This window comes from Nitrospirota bacterium, assembly GCA_016212215.1.
Taxonomy (GTDB): domain Bacteria; phylum Nitrospirota; class 9FT-COMBO-42-15; order HDB-SIOI813; family HDB-SIOI813; genus JACRGV01.
Map to the genome: position 1 here is coordinate 1 of JACRGV010000069.1, position 21,214 is coordinate 21,214.

At 43.5% G+C, this 21,214-nt stretch carries 17 protein-coding genes; 4 read left to right on the forward strand and 13 right to left on the reverse strand.

Annotated features, from left to right (window positions below; genetic code table 11):
* Nucleotides 1–1,514 (reverse strand): DEAD/DEAH box helicase family protein (locus HZA08_06160; GenBank protein MBI5193010.1); only part of this gene is annotated, 1,514 nt, incomplete at its 3' end.
* 255 nt (nucleotides 1,515–1,769) lie between these two features.
* Here HZA08_06160 and HZA08_06165 point away from each other — a divergent pair.
* The 3 genes from HZA08_06165 (at nucleotide 1,770) to HZA08_06175 (ending at nucleotide 2,863) form a co-directional block, all read left to right on the forward strand.
* Nucleotides 1,770–2,093 (forward strand): hypothetical protein, encoded by a 324-nt coding sequence (locus HZA08_06165; GenBank protein ID MBI5193011.1) that lies wholly within the window; start codon nucleotides 1,770–1,772, stop codon nucleotides 2,091–2,093.
* On the forward strand, nucleotides 2,080–2,355 hold the full coding sequence (locus HZA08_06170; GenBank protein MBI5193012.1) for a hypothetical protein: 276 nt from the start codon (nucleotides 2,080–2,082) through the stop codon (nucleotides 2,353–2,355). Before HZA08_06165 ends, HZA08_06170 begins: the two co-directional genes overlap by 14 nt.
* 298 nt (nucleotides 2,356–2,653) lie before the next feature.
* A complete protein-coding gene (locus HZA08_06175; protein ID MBI5193013.1) occupies nucleotides 2,654–2,863 on the forward strand; it encodes a hypothetical protein in 210 nt (69 codons plus the stop codon).
* A gap of 106 nt (nucleotides 2,864–2,969) precedes the next feature.
* On the opposite strand, the gene HZA08_06180 is transcribed toward HZA08_06175, so the two are convergent.
* From HZA08_06180 to HZA08_06225, 10 genes are all read right to left on the reverse strand, one after another.
* Entirely contained in the window at nucleotides 2,970–5,636 is a 2,667-nt protein-coding gene (locus HZA08_06180) for a GNAT family N-acetyltransferase (protein ID MBI5193014.1), read from the reverse strand.
* 401 nt (nucleotides 5,637–6,037) lie between these two features.
* The gene (locus HZA08_06185; GenBank protein ID MBI5193015.1) at nucleotides 6,038–6,643 is read right to left on the reverse strand and encodes a dephospho-CoA kinase; all 606 of its coding nucleotides are present in this window, start codon (nucleotides 6,641–6,643) and stop codon (nucleotides 6,038–6,040) included.
* Nucleotides 6,644–6,647: 4 nt separating this feature from the next.
* Nucleotides 6,648–7,457, reverse strand: a complete 810-nt coding sequence (lsrF, locus tag HZA08_06190) for a 3-hydroxy-5-phosphonooxypentane-2,4-dione thiolase (protein ID MBI5193016.1) — start codon at nucleotides 7,455–7,457, stop codon at nucleotides 6,648–6,650.
* A 14-nt stretch (nucleotides 7,458–7,471) separates the two neighbouring features.
* Nucleotides 7,472–8,500: an alcohol dehydrogenase catalytic domain-containing protein gene (locus HZA08_06195; GenBank protein ID MBI5193017.1), complete on the reverse strand. Its 1,029-nt coding sequence runs from the start codon at nucleotides 8,498–8,500 to the stop codon at nucleotides 7,472–7,474.
* A 162-nt stretch (nucleotides 8,501–8,662) separates the two neighbouring features.
* Complete coding sequence (locus tag HZA08_06200; protein ID MBI5193018.1) at nucleotides 8,663–9,547, reverse strand: phosphoribosylaminoimidazolesuccinocarboxamide synthase; 885 nt, start codon at nucleotides 9,545–9,547, stop codon at nucleotides 8,663–8,665.
* Between the two features lie 223 nt (nucleotides 9,548–9,770).
* Nucleotides 9,771–10,937 carry a sulfate adenylyltransferase gene (gene sat / locus HZA08_06205; GenBank protein ID MBI5193019.1) on the reverse strand — a complete coding sequence of 389 codons (1,167 nt, stop codon included), beginning with the start codon at nucleotides 10,935–10,937 and terminating at the stop codon, nucleotides 9,771–9,773.
* A 112-nt stretch (nucleotides 10,938–11,049) separates the two neighbouring features.
* Nucleotides 11,050–13,482 (reverse strand): sulfurtransferase TusA family protein, encoded by a 2,433-nt coding sequence (locus tag HZA08_06210; GenBank protein ID MBI5193020.1) that lies wholly within the window; start codon nucleotides 13,480–13,482, stop codon nucleotides 11,050–11,052.
* 169 nt (nucleotides 13,483–13,651) lie between these two features.
* Entirely contained in the window at nucleotides 13,652–14,035 is a 384-nt protein-coding gene (locus HZA08_06215; GenBank protein ID MBI5193021.1) for a 4Fe-4S binding protein, read from the reverse strand.
* 50 nt (nucleotides 14,036–14,085) lie between these two features.
* Complete coding sequence (locus tag HZA08_06220; GenBank protein ID MBI5193022.1) at nucleotides 14,086–15,804, reverse strand: adenylyl-sulfate reductase subunit alpha; 1,719 nt, start codon at nucleotides 15,802–15,804, stop codon at nucleotides 14,086–14,088.
* An 18-nt stretch (nucleotides 15,805–15,822) separates the two neighbouring features.
* On the reverse strand, nucleotides 15,823–16,266 hold the full coding sequence (locus HZA08_06225) for an RrF2 family transcriptional regulator (protein MBI5193023.1): 444 nt from the start codon (nucleotides 16,264–16,266) through the stop codon (nucleotides 15,823–15,825).
* 152 nt (nucleotides 16,267–16,418) lie between these two features.
* On the opposite strand from HZA08_06225, the gene HZA08_06230 reads away from it, so the two are divergent.
* A complete protein-coding gene (locus tag HZA08_06230; GenBank protein MBI5193024.1) occupies nucleotides 16,419–18,212 on the forward strand; it encodes a diguanylate cyclase in 1,794 nt (597 codons plus the stop codon).
* On the opposite strand, the gene HZA08_06235 is transcribed toward HZA08_06230, so the two are convergent.
* Both HZA08_06235 and HZA08_06240 read right to left on the reverse strand, forming a co-directional pair.
* Nucleotides 18,199–20,409, reverse strand: coding sequence for a DUF1926 domain-containing protein (locus HZA08_06235; protein ID MBI5193025.1), 2,211 nt, complete (start codon nucleotides 20,407–20,409; stop codon nucleotides 18,199–18,201). The two genes, HZA08_06230 and HZA08_06235, sit on opposite strands and share 14 nt — an antisense overlap.
* A 1-nt stretch (nucleotide 20,410) precedes the next feature.
* Nucleotides 20,411–20,695 carry an acylphosphatase gene (locus HZA08_06240; protein MBI5193026.1) on the reverse strand — a complete coding sequence of 95 codons (285 nt, stop codon included), beginning with the start codon at nucleotides 20,693–20,695 and terminating at the stop codon, nucleotides 20,411–20,413.
* Nucleotides 20,696–21,214: the final 519 nt, after the last annotated feature.

Here is a 21,214-nt window from a genome sequence, read left to right on the forward strand (position 1 = left end):
ACCATACGCATACAGTTCAATCCGGTCAGAAGCCTTTGCCTGTCCTGTTCTGACAGGAATTTGAATCTGCGCCATTTATTCACCAACTGGCAGACCATCTCGTAGTACTCCTGATGGATACGCATCTGCTCCTCTGTAACAGGAACGAAATAGTTTTTGTCCAGACGCTCAGGCAGTTGTTTCAGCACCTCTTGTTTAGTCCTGCGGATAAGGATGGATTTAATACTCTCTCCGACCCTGTTCAGCTCAGTGTAGCCGATTACCTTTCCTGTTTCATCAGCGATCTGGTGATTGTGCAGAAATTTAAATAGAGGGCCTAACTTATACTTATCCACAAATGCCACAATGGAATGTAACTCATCTATCCTGTTTTCAATAGGGGTGCCGGTCAGCACTACTGCATATCTGGACGGGATATTTTTTATATGCTGGGATGTCTTCGTCTTCCAGTTCTTTATCCTCTGTGCCTCATCTAATATAACAAGGTCCAAGTCCAGCTTCTTCAGGATATTTATGTCATTGCCTGCTGTATGATAGGAAACTATCTTATATACACTGCTGTCCTGATACTGTGCCTCTCTTGAATGAGGCAAACCTTCTACTACTGTAACAGTGCTGTCTGTAAATTTTTCGATCTCAGTCTTCCACTGGTATTTAAGAGAGGTCGGGCAAACAATGAGAATCTTCTCAATCCCAAAATCCTTTCTCAGCAGTTCAGCAGACCCTATGGCCTGTATGGTCTTACCAAGCCCCATATCATCTGCAATAATACAGCGGCCTGCCCGGGCTGCAAACAGGATTCCCTCTTTCTGATACGGAAATAATGAGGCCCTTAAAAGATTGTCTATTGACGGGCTTTCTATACCCTTGGGATATTTCCTGGACAGAACAGCTTGTCTGTTATGATTCTCCCTGACAAAGATAATATATTCTACAGCATCAGGATAGCACCTGAAATTTGGGTCAATCTGTAATGCCGCTCCAAAGAATTCTTCAAACCTGTAATACGCATCAGGTAATAACACACCATCCTTGTCAAAGTATTTTTCCGACAACCGGCTAATCTCGCTTGAATGTGTCGTCCCTGTCCGGAGCACTACCTTTCTTTCCTCTCCATATCTGAGCGTAACTGATGAATACGGCATCAGGTATCCTGCCTTGAATATCGCCCTGTTGGCATGGCTGTTTTTCAGGTTGAATAATGTAAATTCAATGTGCTTGCATGTGCCTAATGTATTTATCTTAAAATCAGGACAGGAGCAAAAGTTCATGCCCGCATCTTCACTACGCACAGCCACCTTATATGTATTCCCTGACTGCGGGTTATGCACCTCAAAGTCAGAAAACACCGGATGACTGCCTGTATTCTTAATGGTAAAGTTCTGCGTCTCAGCAAATTGCCGTCTCAATTCCTTCTGCCATGAATCAACACTCATGTCATCAGGCTTATGATGATAAGAAACTTTTGCAGCCTTCTTCTCTTTGTCTTTTGTATTATCTTTTCTGGAATTCATACTGTCCTCTGGGTATAAGGTGTTATAAAGTATATGGCTCTAACCTCCATAGAATAGAATAAAGGGTTTATTCAAGTCAACTGGCAAACTTCATCCGCCCCCCCCCCCTCGCCCATAGAACAAAGGGGGTGATATTCTATGTCCCCTCTCCCCCTGCGGTTCCGGGTTAGGGGGTTGTCGAGTTTTCATCATCCTTATCCTTTGTGCGATTGAACCTTTTGACTTTTATTAATACTTTTAGTAACCTGACTGTCAGTGGCTCAAAAACAATATTTACGAATAATAAGTGATGACAGTAGAATAAGAATAGACTTTACTGTTAAAAAAGGAAAAGTCGAGAAATTTGTTACGCAATATGAACTGCTTATTAATAAGCAATGGAACCCAATAATTCGTTATGATACCGTTCATAACTTTGTTCATATTGATATAATAAACCCGGATGGAACAAAGATAAAAAAAGAACTGAATTTTTTAAACTACAATGAGGCATTAACATTTTCTATTTTGGATCTGAATACTAACTGGAAGAATTATAAGAAAGGTTTTTTAAGGAGATTAAAAAATGAAAAAAGATGAAATCATTGCAAGGAACCTTATTATCGGGGCAGAATTTGATAAATTTGTTTTAGAACATCCGGAGGTAATGGAACAGATCCCTGACGGGGCACAATTCATCTTCTTACCTGAATATGACCCGGAACTATGTGAGGCAAACCTGAAACTCACTAAATCTGCCATTGAAAAAGAGAGACCCGTAATATACATAAGGTTAAAGAAACTTTCTCCACAAAAATCAAGGATCAAACATGTTAGATTTGAACTTGCAAAAGCCGGGTAAGATAATTATTGATATTGGCTATATTAGGGACATCTATTTTAATATAATAAATGGATGTCACCCATTGTGCTAACAGTTATCTTTAGAAATGCCTGTCAATAAATTTATCAAACTTCTTTAGCCATTCATCATAATTGTTACGACGTCGTCCACTATCTTCCTTACGCCTAATATTTATTGAGCTAACAGCAATTTTTGTGTACCCTGTTTTTTTAACCAAGAAGAAGTTGGCCGCCACATTTCCTCAGCATCATAAACAACAATTTGAAATGTCCATTTTATTGTTGGATATTTTGGTATGATACCTGTTGAGATTAAGTTGAACAAAACACCTTTAATGGGGATGGGAGCGAACATTGCAAAGATCAGGGAAATATTTTCCTCCCTTGATATTAAAAAGGAATTCATCGTCTCGTTGTCCGAGCAGACGATTTCCCTTCTGCCCAATCTTACCGCTATTACTTTTTACGATTATATACTGCAAGTAACAAAAGCGGCATCTGAATAGCAATATGCGGGTAAGAATTGATATTGTAATTATGGTGCATTATACTTCACCATAATTACAATGACGAGGAACCTCCCGTAAGTCCACACGTGTCTCCAGTGATTGGCTATTTTAGTGTCAGCCTTACCTTGCTCACCCCATCAGGCAGATGTGAAACATTAAATCCAAGCCCCTTACAGACTCCTAACATTCTGGTGTTATCCGTAAGCACTATCCCGTACATCTCTTCCAGCCCCTTTTCCTGGGCTACTCCGATAAGCATATCTATAAGTTTGTACCCAAGCCCCTTGCCCTGAAAATCATCCCGAACGATAACTGCAAATTCACCCTTCCCGAAGTCCAGTTCCATTATAAGTCTCCCGGCACCGAGGAGGCACTTCCTGTCACCCTCTCTCAGCTCTGCCACTATTGCCATCTCACGGTCATAGTCTATATTGCAGAATCTGGTCATCGTCTCATGGGAGATCTTTTTGACAACCTGGAAGAACCGGCCACGTAAAGTATCCTCAGAAAAGGTTGCGTGCATCTCCTGCTCCAGAGGCTCGTCTTCAGGTCTTATGGGCCTGAGTATAACATCTGTGCCGTCATTTAACCTCCATGGTGTGATGTACTTCGTTGGATAGGGTGTGATTACAAGATGAGGATACGGTGAAGATGACTCCGGCATGTAACCTTCAATAACAATCCTTGCATCAAGGATATATGCCTTACCGTTTGATACAGCAAGGGGGTTTATGTCTATTTCTTTTATCTCAGGAAAATCCACGAGAAGGTTTGAGAAGCTTACTATAATCTGTTCAAGCTGTTGTAAATCAGCAGGCGGCCTGCCCCTGTATCCATGAAGCATCCGGAATACCTTTGTCTCCTCCATGAGCCGTCTTGCAAGGGTCTGATTCAACGGCGGTAGCCCTATTGAGAAATCCCTGAACAGCTCAGCAGTAACACCTCCCATACCAAAAAGGATTACCGTCCCGAAATCATTATCCTTTTTTGCACCGAGTATGAGTTCATAGTCAATCCGCTCAAGCATCTTCTGGACAGAGATGCCCGTTATCTCTGCCTGAGGCATCTTCTCCCTGACCCTGTTGAGCATCCCATCGTATTCATTCCTCAACTGACCTTCATTGTGTATACCTGTAACCACACCGCCTATGTCGCTCTTGTGGGTAATGTCAGGAGAAACTATTTTTATGACTACCGGATAACCAATATTAGCGGCAGCATTTACAGCATCTTCAACATCCTTAGTAAGCTGAGGTCTTATCGTGGGAATCCCATAATTTGAAAGAAACCTCTTTGCCTCATCTTCAGCAAGAAGGGTTCTACCTTTTTTATTCAACTCTGAAATAAATGCCTTTAGATTGTACTTGGGCGGTGACTGGTCAACAGGCAATTGCCCCGGAGTCTCATATAGAAGCTGAAGGTTTCTGCCGTATCTGTACATGTACATGTAGGTCTTGACTGCATCTTCAGGAGTATCGTAAGAAGGAATATTATATTGGAGCGATATCTCTCTTGCGGCTGATACCTCTTTGCCGCCCATCCATACAGTGATAACAGGTTTGAAAGAGGTTTTGGCAATCTCAGCAAGTGCCTTTGCAAGTTCATCAGGTCTTGCCTTACCCTGCGGGGTATAAATTGTCATTACACCATTCACGCCAGGGTCATTTAAGCAAACAGTAAGGGCCTTAACATACCTATCTATATCAGCATCACCCAGTACATCAACGGGATTATCCTTACTCCAGTAGGCAGGTAGATGCTCATCCAGAGACTTAATGCTATTATCAGAAAGTTTTGCGAGTTTTCCTCCAAGTCCAATCAGCAGGTCAGTAACAATCACACCTGCCCCGCCTGCATTTGTAACAACTGCTATATCAGGCCCTTTTGGAAGATTCTTGGAATGGAGTACCTCTGCGGCATTAAACAGGTCTGAGATATCCCTTATTCGTATTACGCCAACCCTTTTGAATGCAGCATCATAGACCTGATCATCCCCTGCCATTGCACCGGTATGTGATAAAGCGGCCTTTGCACTCTCTGCAAACCTGCCGGGTTTTAGTACGATTATGGGTTTATTCCTTGCAAATCCCCTTGCAGCACTGATAAACTTCTTTGCGTTCCCAATCCCTTCCATATAAAGCATAATACTCTTTGTCTCAGGGTCGTCTCCGAGGAAATCAATCAGGTCACCAAAATCCGCATCAATCATAGAGCCGAGTGACACAAACAAACTAAAGCCAATATGCGTATTAATAGCCCAATCAAGGATAGCACTACCAAGCGCCCCGCTATGTGAGATAAAGGCAATCTTCCCGGGTTGAGGATGGGTCTTGAGGAATGAGGCATTCAGTCCCACTGTGGGCCTTATGATGCCGAGGCAATTAGGCCCGATGATCCTCATACCATACCTTCCCCTTATCTCCCTTATCTGATCCTCAAGCCTTCTACCCTCTTCCCCTGTCTCCTTAAATCCGGCAGATACAATAATGATCCCTTCTACCGAAGCCTTGCCGCACTCTTCAAGAATAGCCGGAACTGTCTTTGCCGGTGTTGCAATCACCGCAAGGTCAACCTGCTCAGGTACATCACCAATCGTCGGATATGCATCAATACCGAGTATGGTCTTTCTATTTGGATTTACAGGGAATATCTTACGGTCTTTGGATAATAACAGGTTCTCAGTGACAGCCCGCCCAACAGAGCCTTCACTCTCTGAGGCGCCAACTACAGCAACGGTTTTGGGATTGAATATCTTTTTTAAGTCAGCCATAATAAAAGCAGTGATTAGTGGTTAGTGAACAGGTAGAAAAGCAAACCTGCCCTACCTTCTCGCATCTGCTATATCTCTGAGGGTGCATGGCGGGAGCAGATACTTAGGGTCTGTCATAAAATAACCTATACATTTATGCATCTCATCTTCCGGCCATCTTTGTGTGCTTCTCAATCGCAACCCCTCAGCGTAGATTCAACTACGCCTTCGGGTTTGCTCAATCGGTCGCACTCAAACCTGGCCGAAATCTGAGCGCCTAAATGCACAAGTTATTTCATGACAGACCCTTAGCAATCATAGGGTTTATTTTATGGAATTGCAAGACTTACCATGAAATCTTTTTCATAGGGTATTCGATATGATGAATCCATGAACTACATTCAGCGCCGGAAGTGACAAATCTAATTTGAACCTTCTTTTAGAATATTAAATATCTCCGCAACCTGCTGTTCTATTTCTTCAAACGGTTTTGATGTGTCAATAATGTAATCAGCGTATTTCTTCTTATCCTCTGCCGGTAGTTGTGATACTATTCTTTCAAGGGCCTCAGCTCTTGTGTAGCCGTTTCTCTCTGTAAGGCGTTTGATTTGCAGTTCCTCATCTGCATACGCAAGGATAATTTTGTCTGTGAGTTTATAATGACCGGTCTCGATTAGAAGTGCTACATCAAATATAATGACGGCATGCGGGTCATTCTTTTCAATCTCGATTCTCTGTCGTTCCGCCTCTTCAAAAACCTTAGGGTGCAGAATGTAGTTCAATACCTCTCTTTTGTCAGGGCTTCTGAATATAATACTCCCTAACAGCTCTCTGTTTATCGTCTCGTCTTCTTTAAGTATCTCCCTTCCAAATTGATCTACTATCTCCTGCCAGGCGGGGAGTCCATGTTTAACCAGCTCACGTGCAATAACATCCGCATCAATGATATAAGCGCCAAGGGATTTGAATATAACAGCGATGGCGCTCTTTCCGCTTGCAATCCCGCCTGTCAGACCGATAAAAGGCATTTAATCAAACTGTTGCTGCCTTTGTCATCCGATTCTTTTCAAGATTAAATATCTCTACAGCCTCAATCAAAGAAACGTTTTCATGGATAATAGCTCGTATCGCCTTTATCATGGGGACCGGATAAGGATTTTGCCAGATGTTTCTTCCAAGATTAACGCCGATGGCGCCTCTCTGCATCCCGTCATGTACAAATGACAGAACTTCTCTTTCTGTCTCCGCTTTTGGCCCGCCTGCAATAACAACCGGCACTGGACAGCCGTTTACAACCTTTTCAAAGTTCTCACACCAGTATGTCTTAACAACCTTTGCACCGATCTCAGCCGCAATCCTGCAGCACATCCCAAGGTATCTGGCATCACGCTTTTCAAGCTCTCTTCCAACGGCAGTAACAGCCATGACCGGGATACCGTATTCTTCTGCCTCATTTACAAGGTTTCCGAGGTTCAATAAAGTCTCCTTTTCATATTCACTGCCTATAAAAACCGACATGCCAACAGCAGATGCATTTAATCTCAATACCTCTTTCATAGATGTGGTTATACCCTCATTCGCAAGGTCTTTCCCTACCATGCTTGTACCGCCGGATACGCGCAGAATAATCGGTATATTCTCAGATGTCTCTACGCATGAACGTAAAACCCCTCTGGTAACAAACAGTGCGTCACTGTACGGCAGAAGCGGCTTTATAGTTTCTCCAGGCTTTTCAAGTTTTGATGTAGGACCCTGAAAATATCCATGGTCAATTGGCATAAGCAGGCACTTACCGTCCTCTTTTATTATCCTCGATAAACGATTTTTCATTCCCCAGTCCATTTGATCCTCCTTTATTATCTCTGTGGTTCTATGAGAACCTTGATTGAATTAGTCCCTTCAACAACAAGTTGAAACCCAAGCCCTGTCTCTGCCATCCCTAATCTGTGAGTTATCATATCACTTACACGCACCCGCCTGCTTCGTATGAGTTCAACCGCTGTAATATGGTCAGCCCTGTCACCTGCATAAGAACTCAATATTGTTACCTCATTCCTGAACAAGAGGTCATTGAATGAGATTGGAATGGTTACACCCTTGTCAGTGGCCGCAAAGAACAGGATAGTTCCTCCGCGTTCAACAGACTGAAGCCCCTGATTAATGGCCGATGGCGCCCCTGTGCATATTATCACAATGTCTGCAAGCCTGCCATTATTTATCTCCCTCAGTAAATCAGGTGTGTATTCTCTCGCATTAATTACATGGCCGGCTCCAAGGTTTTTTGCTGTATGAAGCCTGAACTCGTGTACATCAGTTGCGATAATCCTTCCCGCCCCAAGTGCCTGTGCCATTTGTATATGAAGCAGGCCTGACAACCCACTGCCTACTACTAGAACAGAATGACCGGGTTTTACACGCGCGAGCCGTTGCCCTCGAAAGACACATGCAAGTGGTTCAGTAAACGACCCCTCTTCAAACGATACCTCATCCGGTAGGGGAAATATCCCGCGGTCTACATTAATTGCAGGTAAAAGAACATATTCAGCGAAACCACCGGGATAAAACTTTGTTTTACGAAGTGTTTCACAAACCGTATGATGCCCGTTCAGGCAGTAATGGCAGGTATTACACGGGACATGATGGGCCGCAGAAACCCTGTCACCTTTTTTGTATTTAGCTACACCTTCCCCCACCTCCACTATCTCCCCTGCTATCTCATGTCCAAGTACAAGCGGCCCCTTTCCAACACGGTACCACTCCATAATATCACTGCCACAAATACCGCTTGCCATAATCTTTACCAACACTTCTCCGGCCTTCACATCCGGGACCGGCATCTCTTCAAGCCTTATATCTTTATTACTGTAATACATTGCAACGCGCATTGGACTTTCCTCTTATTGTTATATTTAACAGATTTTGTTGAACTGAAAAAATATCATAATTATTTTAAAAAATCCATCATACGAAAAAATCAGTATCAAGAAAAAAAGAAATGTATTTTAGATAGTATTATGTGAGAGGTGACGCATGAGTAAAAAATAGTGTTAACCGGGAAATATCAGTATCTCCATTATCTCCCTGTACCTTGCGGCGGCCTTTTCTATTACTGCATCAGGAAGGGGTGGACCCGGGTACTGTTGATTCCAGTCAAGGGTAAGGAGGTAGTCTCTGACGATCTGTTTGTCGTAGCTGTCCTGGCTCCTGCCGGCTTGATATGTTTTTACGTCCCAGAAGCGGGATGAATCAGGGGTAAGGACTTCATCTATTAAAATAAGCTCATCATCAAGCAATCCGAACTCAAACTTTGTATCTGCAATAATAATCCCCTTTTTCTCTGCCAATGACTGGGCCTTTTTATATATGGAAAGACTTGTATGTTTCAGTCTTTCTGCCATTTCATTGCCGACGATATTCTTTGTCTCTTCAAATGTGATGTTTAGATCATGCCCTTCTTCAGCCTTTGTGCTTGGGGTGAATAACGGCTCAGGGAGCTTTGCTGATTCAATGAGTCCTACAGGGAGTTTTATGCTGCATACTGTACCGCTCTTTTTGTATTCCTTCCATCCTGAACCTGAAAGATACCCGCGCACTATGCACTCCACAGGCATTGGCTTTGCCTTCTTAACAAGCATACTGCGGCCTTCAAGTGTTTCTCCTGCCGGTCGGCATACTGCAGGGAAGTCCTTTACATCTGCACTGATCAGATGATTGGGGATTATCTCCTTCATAACATTGAACCAGAAAACAGATATTTGGGTCAGCAGTTTTCCCTTACCGGGGATACCAGTTGGAAGTACAACATCAAATGCAGAAACCCTGTCTGAAGCAACAAGAAGCAAAGAGTCACCAAGGTCAAAGATGTCCCTGACCTTGCCGCTTCGTAAGGGTTTTATGCCGGGAATTTCAATTTTCAGGATAGCTGTATTCATCTGAAAATCCCTTCCGGCGGGGTAGGAAAACCCCGCCTATCCATATCTACGAGGATAGGCGGGACTTTCTTGTCCCGCTGATTTTCATGGCCCTTTGTGAACCCTCAGTTCATGGGAGTTCATCTGATATTCTCCGTAGCTCACCCCCACCCTGACCCTCCCCCCTCAAGGGGGAGGGAATTCCTTTTTAAGGGACTATTCACTACTCACTACTCACTAACCACTATTCACTGCTTTTTCCCGACATCGCTTCAATCAATATCTTTGCCACTTCAGGCCGTGAGAATTCAGGCGGCGGGGTTGCACCGTTTCTCAGCATCTCGCGAACCTTTGTCCCTGAGAGGATTATATGTTCACCTGATTCATGGGGACAGGTTTTATATGATGCCATACTAGTGCATCGTTTGCAATAGAAGGTATGTTCAAAAAAGAGCGGTGTTATACCGAGTTCACCGTCCTCAAATTCATCGAATATATAGTGGGCATCAAAGGTGCCATAAAAGTTGCCTACACCTGCATGGTCCCTGCCGACTATGAAATGTGTACAGCCATAGTTCTTACGGCAGATTGCATGCCATACCGCCTCTCTTGGCCCTGCATACCTCATAGCCGCAGGAAATACAGCGAGGAAGGTACGGTCTTTGGGATAGTAGTTTTCAAACAGTGCCTCATAACACTTCATCCTGATTTCAGCAGATATGTCATCACCCTTAGTTGCTCCTACAAGGGGATGAACCATCAGACCGTCTACGACCTCAAGGGCAGTCTTCTGAATATACTCATGTGCACGGTGAATCGGATTCCTTGTCTGAAACCCGACAACCCTTTTCCATCCCTTTTCCTGAAATACCTTTCTCGTATCAGCAGGGTCAAGACGGTACTGTAGAAAGTCTTTGTGCCTTGGTCTGTGGATCAGGTCTATTTTGCCTCCGACAAGGTGTGAAGGAACCTCATAGAGATACTTTACTCCGGGATGTTCCTTACTATCGGTCTTGTAAACCTGTAATGCCTCTTTCTCCTTATCATGAAGAAAAACTTCCTCTACAGTCATTAATGCCAGTGTATTCCCTTCTTCATCAGTTAGTGTAATCTCTTCTTTTAAAGAAAGGCTGTTTGCTGTTTCTTCGTTCACTGCAAGTGTCACAGGTAATGCCCACGGTATGCCGGTTGTAAGACGCATTGTATCTATTACAGAATGATAGTCATCTTTACATAGAAACCCTTCAAGAGGGCTTAGTGCACCTATTGCTATCATCTCAAGGTCTGCGATTTCCCTTTTGTTTAATTTTATCTGCTTTAACTCCTTTGCCTTAATCTCTGCCATCTCCCTGTCTTTACCCCTCAAAATCCTGTTAATCAACGTCCCGCCGTGTGGTACTGAATGTAACATTTACCCCTTCCTCCTTTTTATCTATAAGTATTAAAGGTTTCCTAACTTTATATGGAAACCCATCCCCACCCTGACCCTCCCCTTGAAGGGGAGGGAATTTTATCGCACTAACCTATGCTTTCTCTATGACAATCCTGTAATGCTTTTCCTCAACCTTTTCTTCTTCCAGTATCTTGTGACCCTCGTTTAGAACACTCCTTGGGACATTCTGATACGGCTCGCCCTCATCAATGACAATCTGGAGTACCTGACCTGATTCCATGTCTTCAAGCTTCAGTTTTGTCTTTACAAAATTATATGGACAAGCCACCCCCTTCAAATCCAGATATTCGTCAATCTTTTTATCCATAGTAGTTTTTACCTCCTCTTCTTTTGCCTTTTCTTCCCTCTTTTTAAATTTAAAGTTCTTATCCAGCTTACTGTAAGCCTCAAGAGATTCCTCAACAAGGAGGTGTGCAAGGGCCACCTTTTCTTTAACCTTGTCTTTTGCCGCAGGCTTACCATATTCAACAAACAACGGTTCTACCTTTTCCGACACAATACATTTATCAATTACCTTGTCCTGAAATTCCCGTACAAGTTGAGCCTCTATCTCTGTATCTATACCGAACGGGACAAGCATCCCTTGTGCAACAAATATTACCGCACTGTCAATACATTTAAGTGCCTCTTCAACCTGACCTGCCCCTAACATCATCTCTGCCCTTGATGCCTCACGGCCCCCGGCCATAAGAGAATCCTCTATAAGGTCAACCACACCGCCGGCACACTCACCTGCACCAAGTTTTACCACAAACTCAGAGCTGGAACCCCAGTCAGAATAACTTTCCGGTGACTCCGCATAAGATGGGATAGTAGTATATTTCTCTAAAAAATCCTGAACATACTCCAAGCCAACCCTTTCAACATACTGGTAAAAGGGTTCATCCTGAACCTTTTCCCTCTGATACTTGGATATTAGCTCTGATACCCCCTTGGGTATATTCCTTGCCGGAAGTTTTATATTGGAATCCCCAACCACTGCCCTGCCGTTTGCAACACCGCCTTTAAGATGTAACTGATAGTGCGGAACAAGCCTGCCCTCTATCTTCTTTGCCACGCCATGAAATCCTATATCTGCAATATGGTGATGGCCGCAGGAATTAGGGCATCCGCTGACTTTTACTCTTACACTCTCTGTCTCAACATCGTCTCTTGTTGAAAGCTCCCTCGTAATTGCAGCGGCCAACTGCCTTGATGATGTAAGGCCAAGGTTACAGGTCTCTGCACCCGGACAGCTCTGAATATCAATTGTCCTGTGGGCGCCTGCCAGCGCCAGGCCTGCATCTTTTAGTGCCTTATACAGATTATAGACATCCTTGTTATGTACCCATCTTAAAGTGAAGTTCTGCTGTTGAGTAACTTTTATCCTGCTGTTGGCGTATTCAGCCGTAATATCTGCAAGTTTCCTCAACTGTTCTGTTGTAATGTCACCAAGAACAAGCCGTACATTTACTGCACTGTAGCCCTTCTGCTTTTGTGCGATCACATTTGTGCTCAGCCACCTGTAAAAATATGGGTCTCCATTGCCTGTTATCTCTGTATGGTCAGCAGTAATGGCAGAACTTCCCACAGGGTATTCATCCATACCTGAAAAATCAGATAAAGTCTCACCGGAAGGCAATGTATGTGACCACTCCTTTGATGACTTGAGTATATTGAACTCTTTGAGGATCCTGTCTTTGAGTTCATCAAAACCTATCTTCTCAAGCAGGAATTTCATCCTTGCCCTGTTTCTGTTTTTTCTTTCTCCGAACTGGTCAAACACCCTGAGTATTGCCTCAGTAAGCGGTATAAAATCTTCCAATGGTACAAACTCCGACAACAACTGTGCTATACGTGGATGAGGCCCAAGACCTCCTGCTATAACAATTCTAAAGCCCTGCTTTTCGATACCGGCAATATTCTTTGTTACAGCAAAGGCCCCTATATCATTTATAGGCGCCATTGCACAGTCCTTCTGACACCCGGAAAATGCTATCTTGAACTTACGCGGAAGGCTCTGGCAGATAGAATTCCTCAATAAGTATCTTGTTGTAAAAATGGCATACGGAGAAATATCAAATATCTCATCAGGGCATATACCTGCGAGATAACAGCCGGTAACATTCCTGACCGTATTGCCGCAAGCCTCCCTTGTAGTAAGCCCGGCCCCTGCAAGCTGTCTCATAATGGTTGGGACATTCTCTAATTTCACCCAATGAAACTGAATATCCTGACGAGTTGATGTGTGGGCTAAGGAATTTGAGTATGTGTCACCAATATCCGCCAGCAGCCTCATCTGAACCGGATTAAGGGTGCCCTGCGGTATCTTGACACGCACCATGAAATCATCTTTCTGACGCTGTCCATAGATCCCCTGCTGTAACCTGAACCTCTTAAACTTCTCATCCGGAATCTCACCCCGCCTGAGACGGCCTATCTCTGCCTCAAAACCTGATATTTCCTCAAGTATCTGGGATGGTACTGCACCTTCTTGTTTTTCTGTCATTTCCCCGGTATTCATAATTTATTGCTCCTTTTTAACCTAATAATAACCCCATCCCCACCCTAACCCTCCCCTTGAAGGGGAGGGAATATAAGAATGCCCCCCTAACCTCCTCTTTGCGGGGAAGGGAAATTTCCTCTCCCTCAGGGAGAGGATTAAGGTGAGGGTGGGGTTTTTCATGCCTCAATTAAATGGAAAAATCTACTGCTGTAACGCCCTCAACCTTTTCATCAAGCTCCACAGGAAGAACCTTTGTCCTGATTGTAAACTTGTCTACAACGCCTTTTGTGTCAATCAATTCCCATGTAATAAAGTCTCTCGTATCATGTATATGGGGCATGAGCTTTGCCGTATGAAATCCAAGCTGATAAGAGAGTTTAAACTCTATCGCCTCCTGAGGGCATACCTTTACACAGGGCAGGCAATCCCAGCACTCAGAAGGGTCCCTCATTATAATCTTTCCTGTCTTTGGGTCTTTCATAAAAAGGTCACCCGGACACATCCTCACACATGGCGGATTTTGGGCACCATGGCATGTATTACATTTATCTGCATGAACAACTACCGGCATTTTGAATCCTCCTTATTTTTGACATTTGATTTTTGATATTTAATTTTTATTTACCTCGGCTTATACCTGTCCCCCGGCACTATCTGTTCATAAGGTCTTGTGAATACCTCTATATTGCCGGTTGCAGGGTCTCTTCTTGTGTTTACAAATTTAAGCCAGTTCTGGTCATCCAGTTCTGTATAGTCAGTTCTCGTGCAGTAACCCGGCCACCTGGTCTCTTTTCTAAACAACATGTGTTCTACAAGGGTCTGGGCTACCAATACCCTGTCAATGACCTCGTGTGCCTCCATGAGGTCATGAAGGTCTTCAGCTATAATATACTTAAACTGCTCCGGAAGTGTGGCAAGGCGTCTTCTTGCAACGAGAAGCCTTTCTTCATTTACCTCATAGAAGGTAGCCGCACCGCCTGCATATTCTTCCATAATCTTCTGAAGTCTGACCTCCATGTCATAAGGTTTGATCCCTTCCTTTTTATGTGTAAAGTTCAGGATCGGTTCAATCACCCTATCCCGCTCTGCACTTATCAATTCAGCAGGCACATCGGCATGTTCAACCTTCTGTGCATATTCCCCTGCGGCCCTTGCAGCTATTACCCCTTCTGCCCAGCATCCGCTTACAAACTTATAGGGCGCACCACCGGATACATCACCTGCCGCATATAAGCCCTCAATCGTTGTCTTACGGTTTACATCCACCCAGTAACCGGATTGTGTATGTCCTCCGACTATATATGGTTCTGTGGTCTGCACCTCTACAGGTTCTTTTGACGGGTCAATCTCATTAGCCGCCCAGTAGAGTACCATTGAAGGATACATATCCAGATATGCAGACTTCAGGTCTCTTGCCTGTTGAGGTGTAATATGCCTCGTATCCAGAAATACAGGCCCCCTTCCTTCCTTTATCTCCTGCAAAGGCCCGTGAGATCTGTATGGTGTAGGGGCGCCGTCTCCGCCGATATGGGCATATTTGGTTGCCATAAATTTTTCACCTTTGGAATTTATCTGCGGTGCACCGACACCAAGTGCAATAGTTCCGGTTGGTGCAATGGTATCTTTAACACGCAGGCCGATGTAACGCATCTCAAAACTTGTCATCTCAGCCCCTGCCCTGATCCCCATGGCAAATCCTGCACCTGTATTGTAGGGGCAATACCATGTCTTATGCTGTGCATCGTGTGCATTATTAGGTTTATAGATTCCGGCAGCGCCTCCTGTAGCTATTATGGTCGCCTTTGCCTTTACAACAAACAGGTTACCGTTTCTTATACTAAAACCTATAGCCCCTGCTACCCTGCCGTTTACCATTATATAATTAGTGGCAACTACCCAGTTTAATATCTTTGTACCGACATTCTTCGCTGCCCTGGCAATAATCGGCTTTAAAGACTCGCCGTTTATCTTGATGTTCCAGCGGCCGCGGGGGATATAATTTCCCTTTTCATCACAGAGGATTGGCAGTCCCCATTTCTCCACCTTTTTAACGCAATACTCAAACAGTTCAGACATAGTCAATACCAAGTCTTCCCTGACTATTCCACATGAATCAAACCGCACATATTTAACAAAGCTCTCTGGTGTCTCTCCAGGGTTCAGATAGGCATTTATGGCATTCATACCGCCTGCCAGACAGCCGCTTCTGTCAATGTGGGCCTTTTCCATTATGGTTACAGAGAGGTTCGGATACTGTTCCTTCAACTCGACTGCTGCAAGGCAGCCTGCTGTCCCCCCTCCGATTATTAGAATGTCTGTCTCTATAACATTTTGTTCCATTAACTTCCCTCCTGTTTGTTAAATATGATACATAACAGTTACTTCCCGCTCCCTCTTTTTTCTGGTCATATCTTCTATACTAACTTTACTCAGTGTATCAGTAATAGCCTTTCTTACATCTTCCCACACTTCCTTTATCACACCTGTATTTGTCTGATAACTTCTCTCCTCATGCGTCCCATTCCCGTTATCCATAAGTGCAATAGGCCCTTCAATAGCCTCTACAATCTGGGCAATATTAATCATCGCCGGAAGCCTTGACAATACGTATCCACCCTGAGAACCTCGGATACTGTCTACAATACCCGCCTTTTTCAGGGATGCCATAACCTGTTCTAAAAACCTCATTGGTATTGCCTGCCTCTTTGCAATGGACTTAACATGTACCGGCCCTTTATCGGCATTCAGTGCAATATCTAACACGGCTGAAACTGCATATTCACTTTTATTTGAAAATTTCATAATCAATATCCTACTATTCCGATAGGAATTATGAAATTATAACAGTATTTCTTTTCATGTCAAGAGTTTTTTTTTATTTCCGAAAATATCACTGTTCTACACCCTTATTGCAAATTGTAAGAAACACGAGAAAGGATGTAAGAGTGAGCAACATGCCCCTTACGAAAAATATCTTAAATATAGAAAGCAGTATCAGGAAAATAGAAACAAGAACCCTGAATTCAGAGAAGAGTGAGCTTGAACTAATATTAGACATTACCAAAAGCATCTCATCTAATCTTGATTTTCAGGATGTACTAAAAATTATAGTAAATAAGGTTGCCGAATATACCCATGCCAACAGATGCTCTATAATCCTCATTGATAATCAGCAAAAATACGGTTATGTAATGGCATCACATGATGCCCCTGCCATTAATCATTTGCAGATAGATTTAAAAAATTATCCGGAAATTTCCAGGACATTGGAGACTAAAGATGCTGTAGTCGTAAACGACATAAACTTAGACCCATTAATGAACAATGTACGTGAAACCCTTAATAAAATTAAAATTAAATCACTTCTTGTAATACCTATTGTATATCATGAAGAAATAATAGGAACATTATTCTTAAAGATCAATAAAAAGAAGCATGAATTTACTCCTGAAGAGATAAGATTCTGTAAGGTCGTAGCCAACTCATCGGCAAATGCAATCAAAAATGCCCAGTTTTACGAGCAAATAAGATTACAGGCAAAGACTGACGGACTGACCAAACTCCTCAATCACAGGTCTTTTCTTGAGAAGTATCAGGAAGAGATAAAACATTCAAAGGTGAGCAATCAACCGTTTTCAATACTGCTGATAGACGTAGATAATTTTAAGTCGCTTAATGACTCCTTTGGCCATCAGTATGGAGATGCTGTACTTCATCACATAGGTGCCTGTTTGAAAAATAATATAAGGGGCATTGATATAGCAGCACGCTATGGAGGAGATGAGTTTATATGCCTTCTGCCTGAGACACATAATGACCATAGTGTAATAGCTGCAAACAGGATAATGAGTAAGATAAAGGAACAGCTTAAAAATGACAATATAGAAGCAAGTGTCAGCATAGGCATTGCTACATACTATTATCACACTAATGACCCGACAATATTATTACAGCTTGCCGACCAGGCGATGTATCTTGCCAAGTACAGGGGCGGGGACCAGATATTTACATTTGCCAAGAACGAAACTCAGGACCCGGGCTGGTGGAACAAAACTGTGTCTGAAACATTTCAGATACTGAAGACCCTGAGCAGGTTCGATGACGGCAAGGAGATCGTATCAGACTTAACGGACCAGCTTGCAAAGATGTTTACAGGTAGTGCAACTTCAAAATCGCCTTATGAGGTCGTAACTTCACTCAGCAGTGCACTTGATGCAAGGGACCATTATACGAATGGCCATTCCGAACGGGCGATTGAATTCGCAAAGAAGATAGCCGTCAAACTTGAAATGAGCGACAATCAAATAGAGGAGCTTGAGTATCTGTGCCTCCTCCATGACATCGGCAAGATAGGCATACCCGACCATATCCTGAATAAACCTGGTAAACTTTCCTTTGAAGAGATGGAGATTATGAAACAGCATCCTGAAATAGGGGAAAGGATCATTGCACCTCTTGATGCAATGCAAAATCTTATGCCGCTTATCCGTCATCATCAGGAACATTATGATGGTAGTGGATACCCCGATGGTTTAAAAGGAGAGGCCGTACCGCTTGCCTGCCGTATTTTATCTGTTGTGGATACCTTTGATGCAATGACATCAGACAGACCTTACAGAAAGGCCCTGCCCAAAGAATCTGCAATCGCAGAGCTGAGGAGATGTTCGGGCAGTCAGTTCGATCCGGTGATTGTAGAAATATTTATCGGGATTTTGGAAAAAGAAGTAGCTCTGGTCAAATCCGCCTGAACGTAAGCGTTACACCAACCTTCCATTCCCCGCCCTGATTCAAAACAATATTCCAGTTTGGAACGACAACAGAACTCTGATACTCCCTTTCAAAACCGCTCTCTGATTGCGAGATGGTTTCTACAGGGTATCTCCATAGTGTACATTTTTCTGAAAAGGCTAAACCTATTTCTGTAGCAATAAGCCTGTTGTTAATTTTAAATGACTTAATATCTTTACTCTCACCTTTGCTTCGCTGGCCGGAGTCTTCGGGAGAAACCCCTTCTATAACATACTTACACATCTCAGAATTACCATCAAGCATTGCAAAATTAAGCTCTGTTCCAAACCTTATGTTTATCGTATCACCTGATATATTTTTTACACTATAATTAAACTTCAAATCAGGATTATCTTTTGAGACTATTATCTCCTTGCTTATCTGTATCCTGTTCCCATTAACAAGCCCCTCACCCTCTAATAAAATGCCCTTTCCTTTCTCTGTATCTCTTATGGTAAATATATAAGGGATAAATGGGAATCCACCGACCTCTTCATGCCTGTTCTGTATAACTGTATCTAAAGATGTATCATTAGCGAAAACATGGTCTATCAACATACCTTTGCGATAAGAATCGTATTGAAGATATAAATGTAAATCAGCCTCTTTTGACTTAACTATGTCATGAATAGATTGAGGGCCGCCTGCCTCCCCTTCGTGTTTGCCGACATTTTCCACTATCTTTTTATGGTATACCTCCGGTCTTCGTGCAAGGGTATTCAGTAAGTTACAAGATGCCGGCCTGTAGTCAAGTTCCGTAAGCATACCGCCTTTATGTACATCCACAACAAAAGATATATCCTCTGTTGTAACTACTATCTCATCACTTCCATCACAATCAAAATCAGTTACCTCAATATCTATCCAGGTCTTCTCATTATGCCCCGTTTCATCTGCAATCTTCTCTGCCTTGATCAGATGATTATATACCGCATTCCTCAGATGTCCCAGATATAGGCCGCCGAATATCCCATGCCAATATGGGCAATTCACCTGCCCGCGCCATAATTCAAGGTGTGACTCATATATATTTTGAGGGAGGCCGATGCCTTTTTTTGCAACACTCTTTCCTATATAAGCAGGATCAAAGCTATCGTTGTTACTGCTGTTCATCTGTGCCACCTTATTGCTTACACGAAACATCTTTTTGTGCATGTTATTTGATTCCGGATATTTCTCAAGGAAGTTCCTCCAGAAACCACCTCGCAAGAATGGCACATAAGCCGCCTCTTTTCCGCTCCACTTCACATCATTAAGGACATCCTCAAAGAGATTACCGCTCTCTGTAGGAAGTGACCACTCCATCATCTCCCTGTACGAAGCCGTTGGAATATATACCCTTCCATGTGCTTTTACATTCTTCTGCACATCCCCTAATGTAGTGATGTTCAGCCATGAAGGTTCAATGGATGACTGGGATGCCTCATGAGTTAATGCCTCAAAAAACCGTTCAAGCCACCTCCGGTTATAGACCCAATCATAAGTCTCAGGCCATAGACCGAACTTTTCCCCGTCATCACCATATACAAGTACATTATCACCCTTTTCAGTTGCAACACTCCTTAGATAATCAATCGTTTCGTGCGGTTCCCTAAATGGGATAGAGTATCTGAGCCTCTCATTGGATGGAAACAGGTACACTACCTTTCCTTCATCTTCTGTAGAATAGTAACCGTAGAGTTGATTTTCAAGCAGACCTGCATAACGGAAGTGGGTATCATCAACTATAAGATATTTAATGCCGGAATCATGCAATATACTGGGCAGATGAGGCTCCCATATACGTTCAGTTAGCCACATCCCTTTTGACTCTGTATTGAACTTGTCCTTGATATATTCCGTCAGCATACTGATCTGCCCGATAGAATCCCTTCGGGGAATCACACAAAGAATAGGTTCGTAAAATCCTCCGGTCATCATCTCCACCTGTCCCCTCGCAACTAAGCCGGCAATCCTCTTTATCAGGTCAGGTTTGTTCGCCTCAATCCACTCAAGGAGACTGCCGGAGTAATGAAGTGTCAGTCTGATTTTAGGGAATTTTTCAAGGACATCAATAAACGGTTTATAACTCTTCTCATAAGCCTCCATGAATACATGGTCAAAGTTGTCAACCGGCTGGTGAAAGTGTAATGCCATTGCAAAATTTACTTTTTTCATATTAACGTTCCTGTCTCCTTATCTCGAAAAATTGAAACTCTCCCTTATATGGTTCATCCCGCCTCTCTACATATTCAACAACCGCCCACGGAGGCCCTGAGTGGGACCATTGTACCAGCTTCTCAACACATTCCTTCTCACCCTCAGCAACTATCTCAACACGGCCGTCAGGGAGATTCCGTACAAATCCGGTAAGTTCCATTGCAGTAGCCATCTGGGCAGTCGAATCCCTGAAAAATACCCCCTGAACCTTACCGCTGATGTGTAAGTGAACCCTGGTGTTCATCCGAAAATCAACCCCATCCCCACCCTACCCCTCCCCTTGAAGGGGAGGGAATCAACATAGCCCCCTCTCCCTCAGGGAGAGGGTTAGGGTGAGGGTGGGGTTTTCATTGCCATTCATCCGAAAATAACCCCCCCATGCCCCCCCTTGAACAAAGGGGGGGGATTGCCGTTGGCCATTGAGCACCAAAGGAACTTTCCCCCCCTTAACAAGGGGGGGCTTGGGGGGGGTGGTTTTCATCCTCCTTTGTGAAACCTCCGTTTCATGACAGTTCATCCGAAAATGCTTCTCCCAGACATCATTGCGAGCCTAAGGCGAAGCAATCTGACCAACTACGAGATTGCTTCGTCGCTATCACTCCTCGCAATGACATTACGTGTAATTTTCATTCCCCTTTGTCGAGTAGAGCAATGGCGCGAATAGTTTAGGTTAAGCATATCTGTTTCTGTCTCTTTCGATTAACAGTGCCTCACTATCTTAACCATGCTCCGTTTCCATCGCCCCCTCTAAAATTCCGTATGG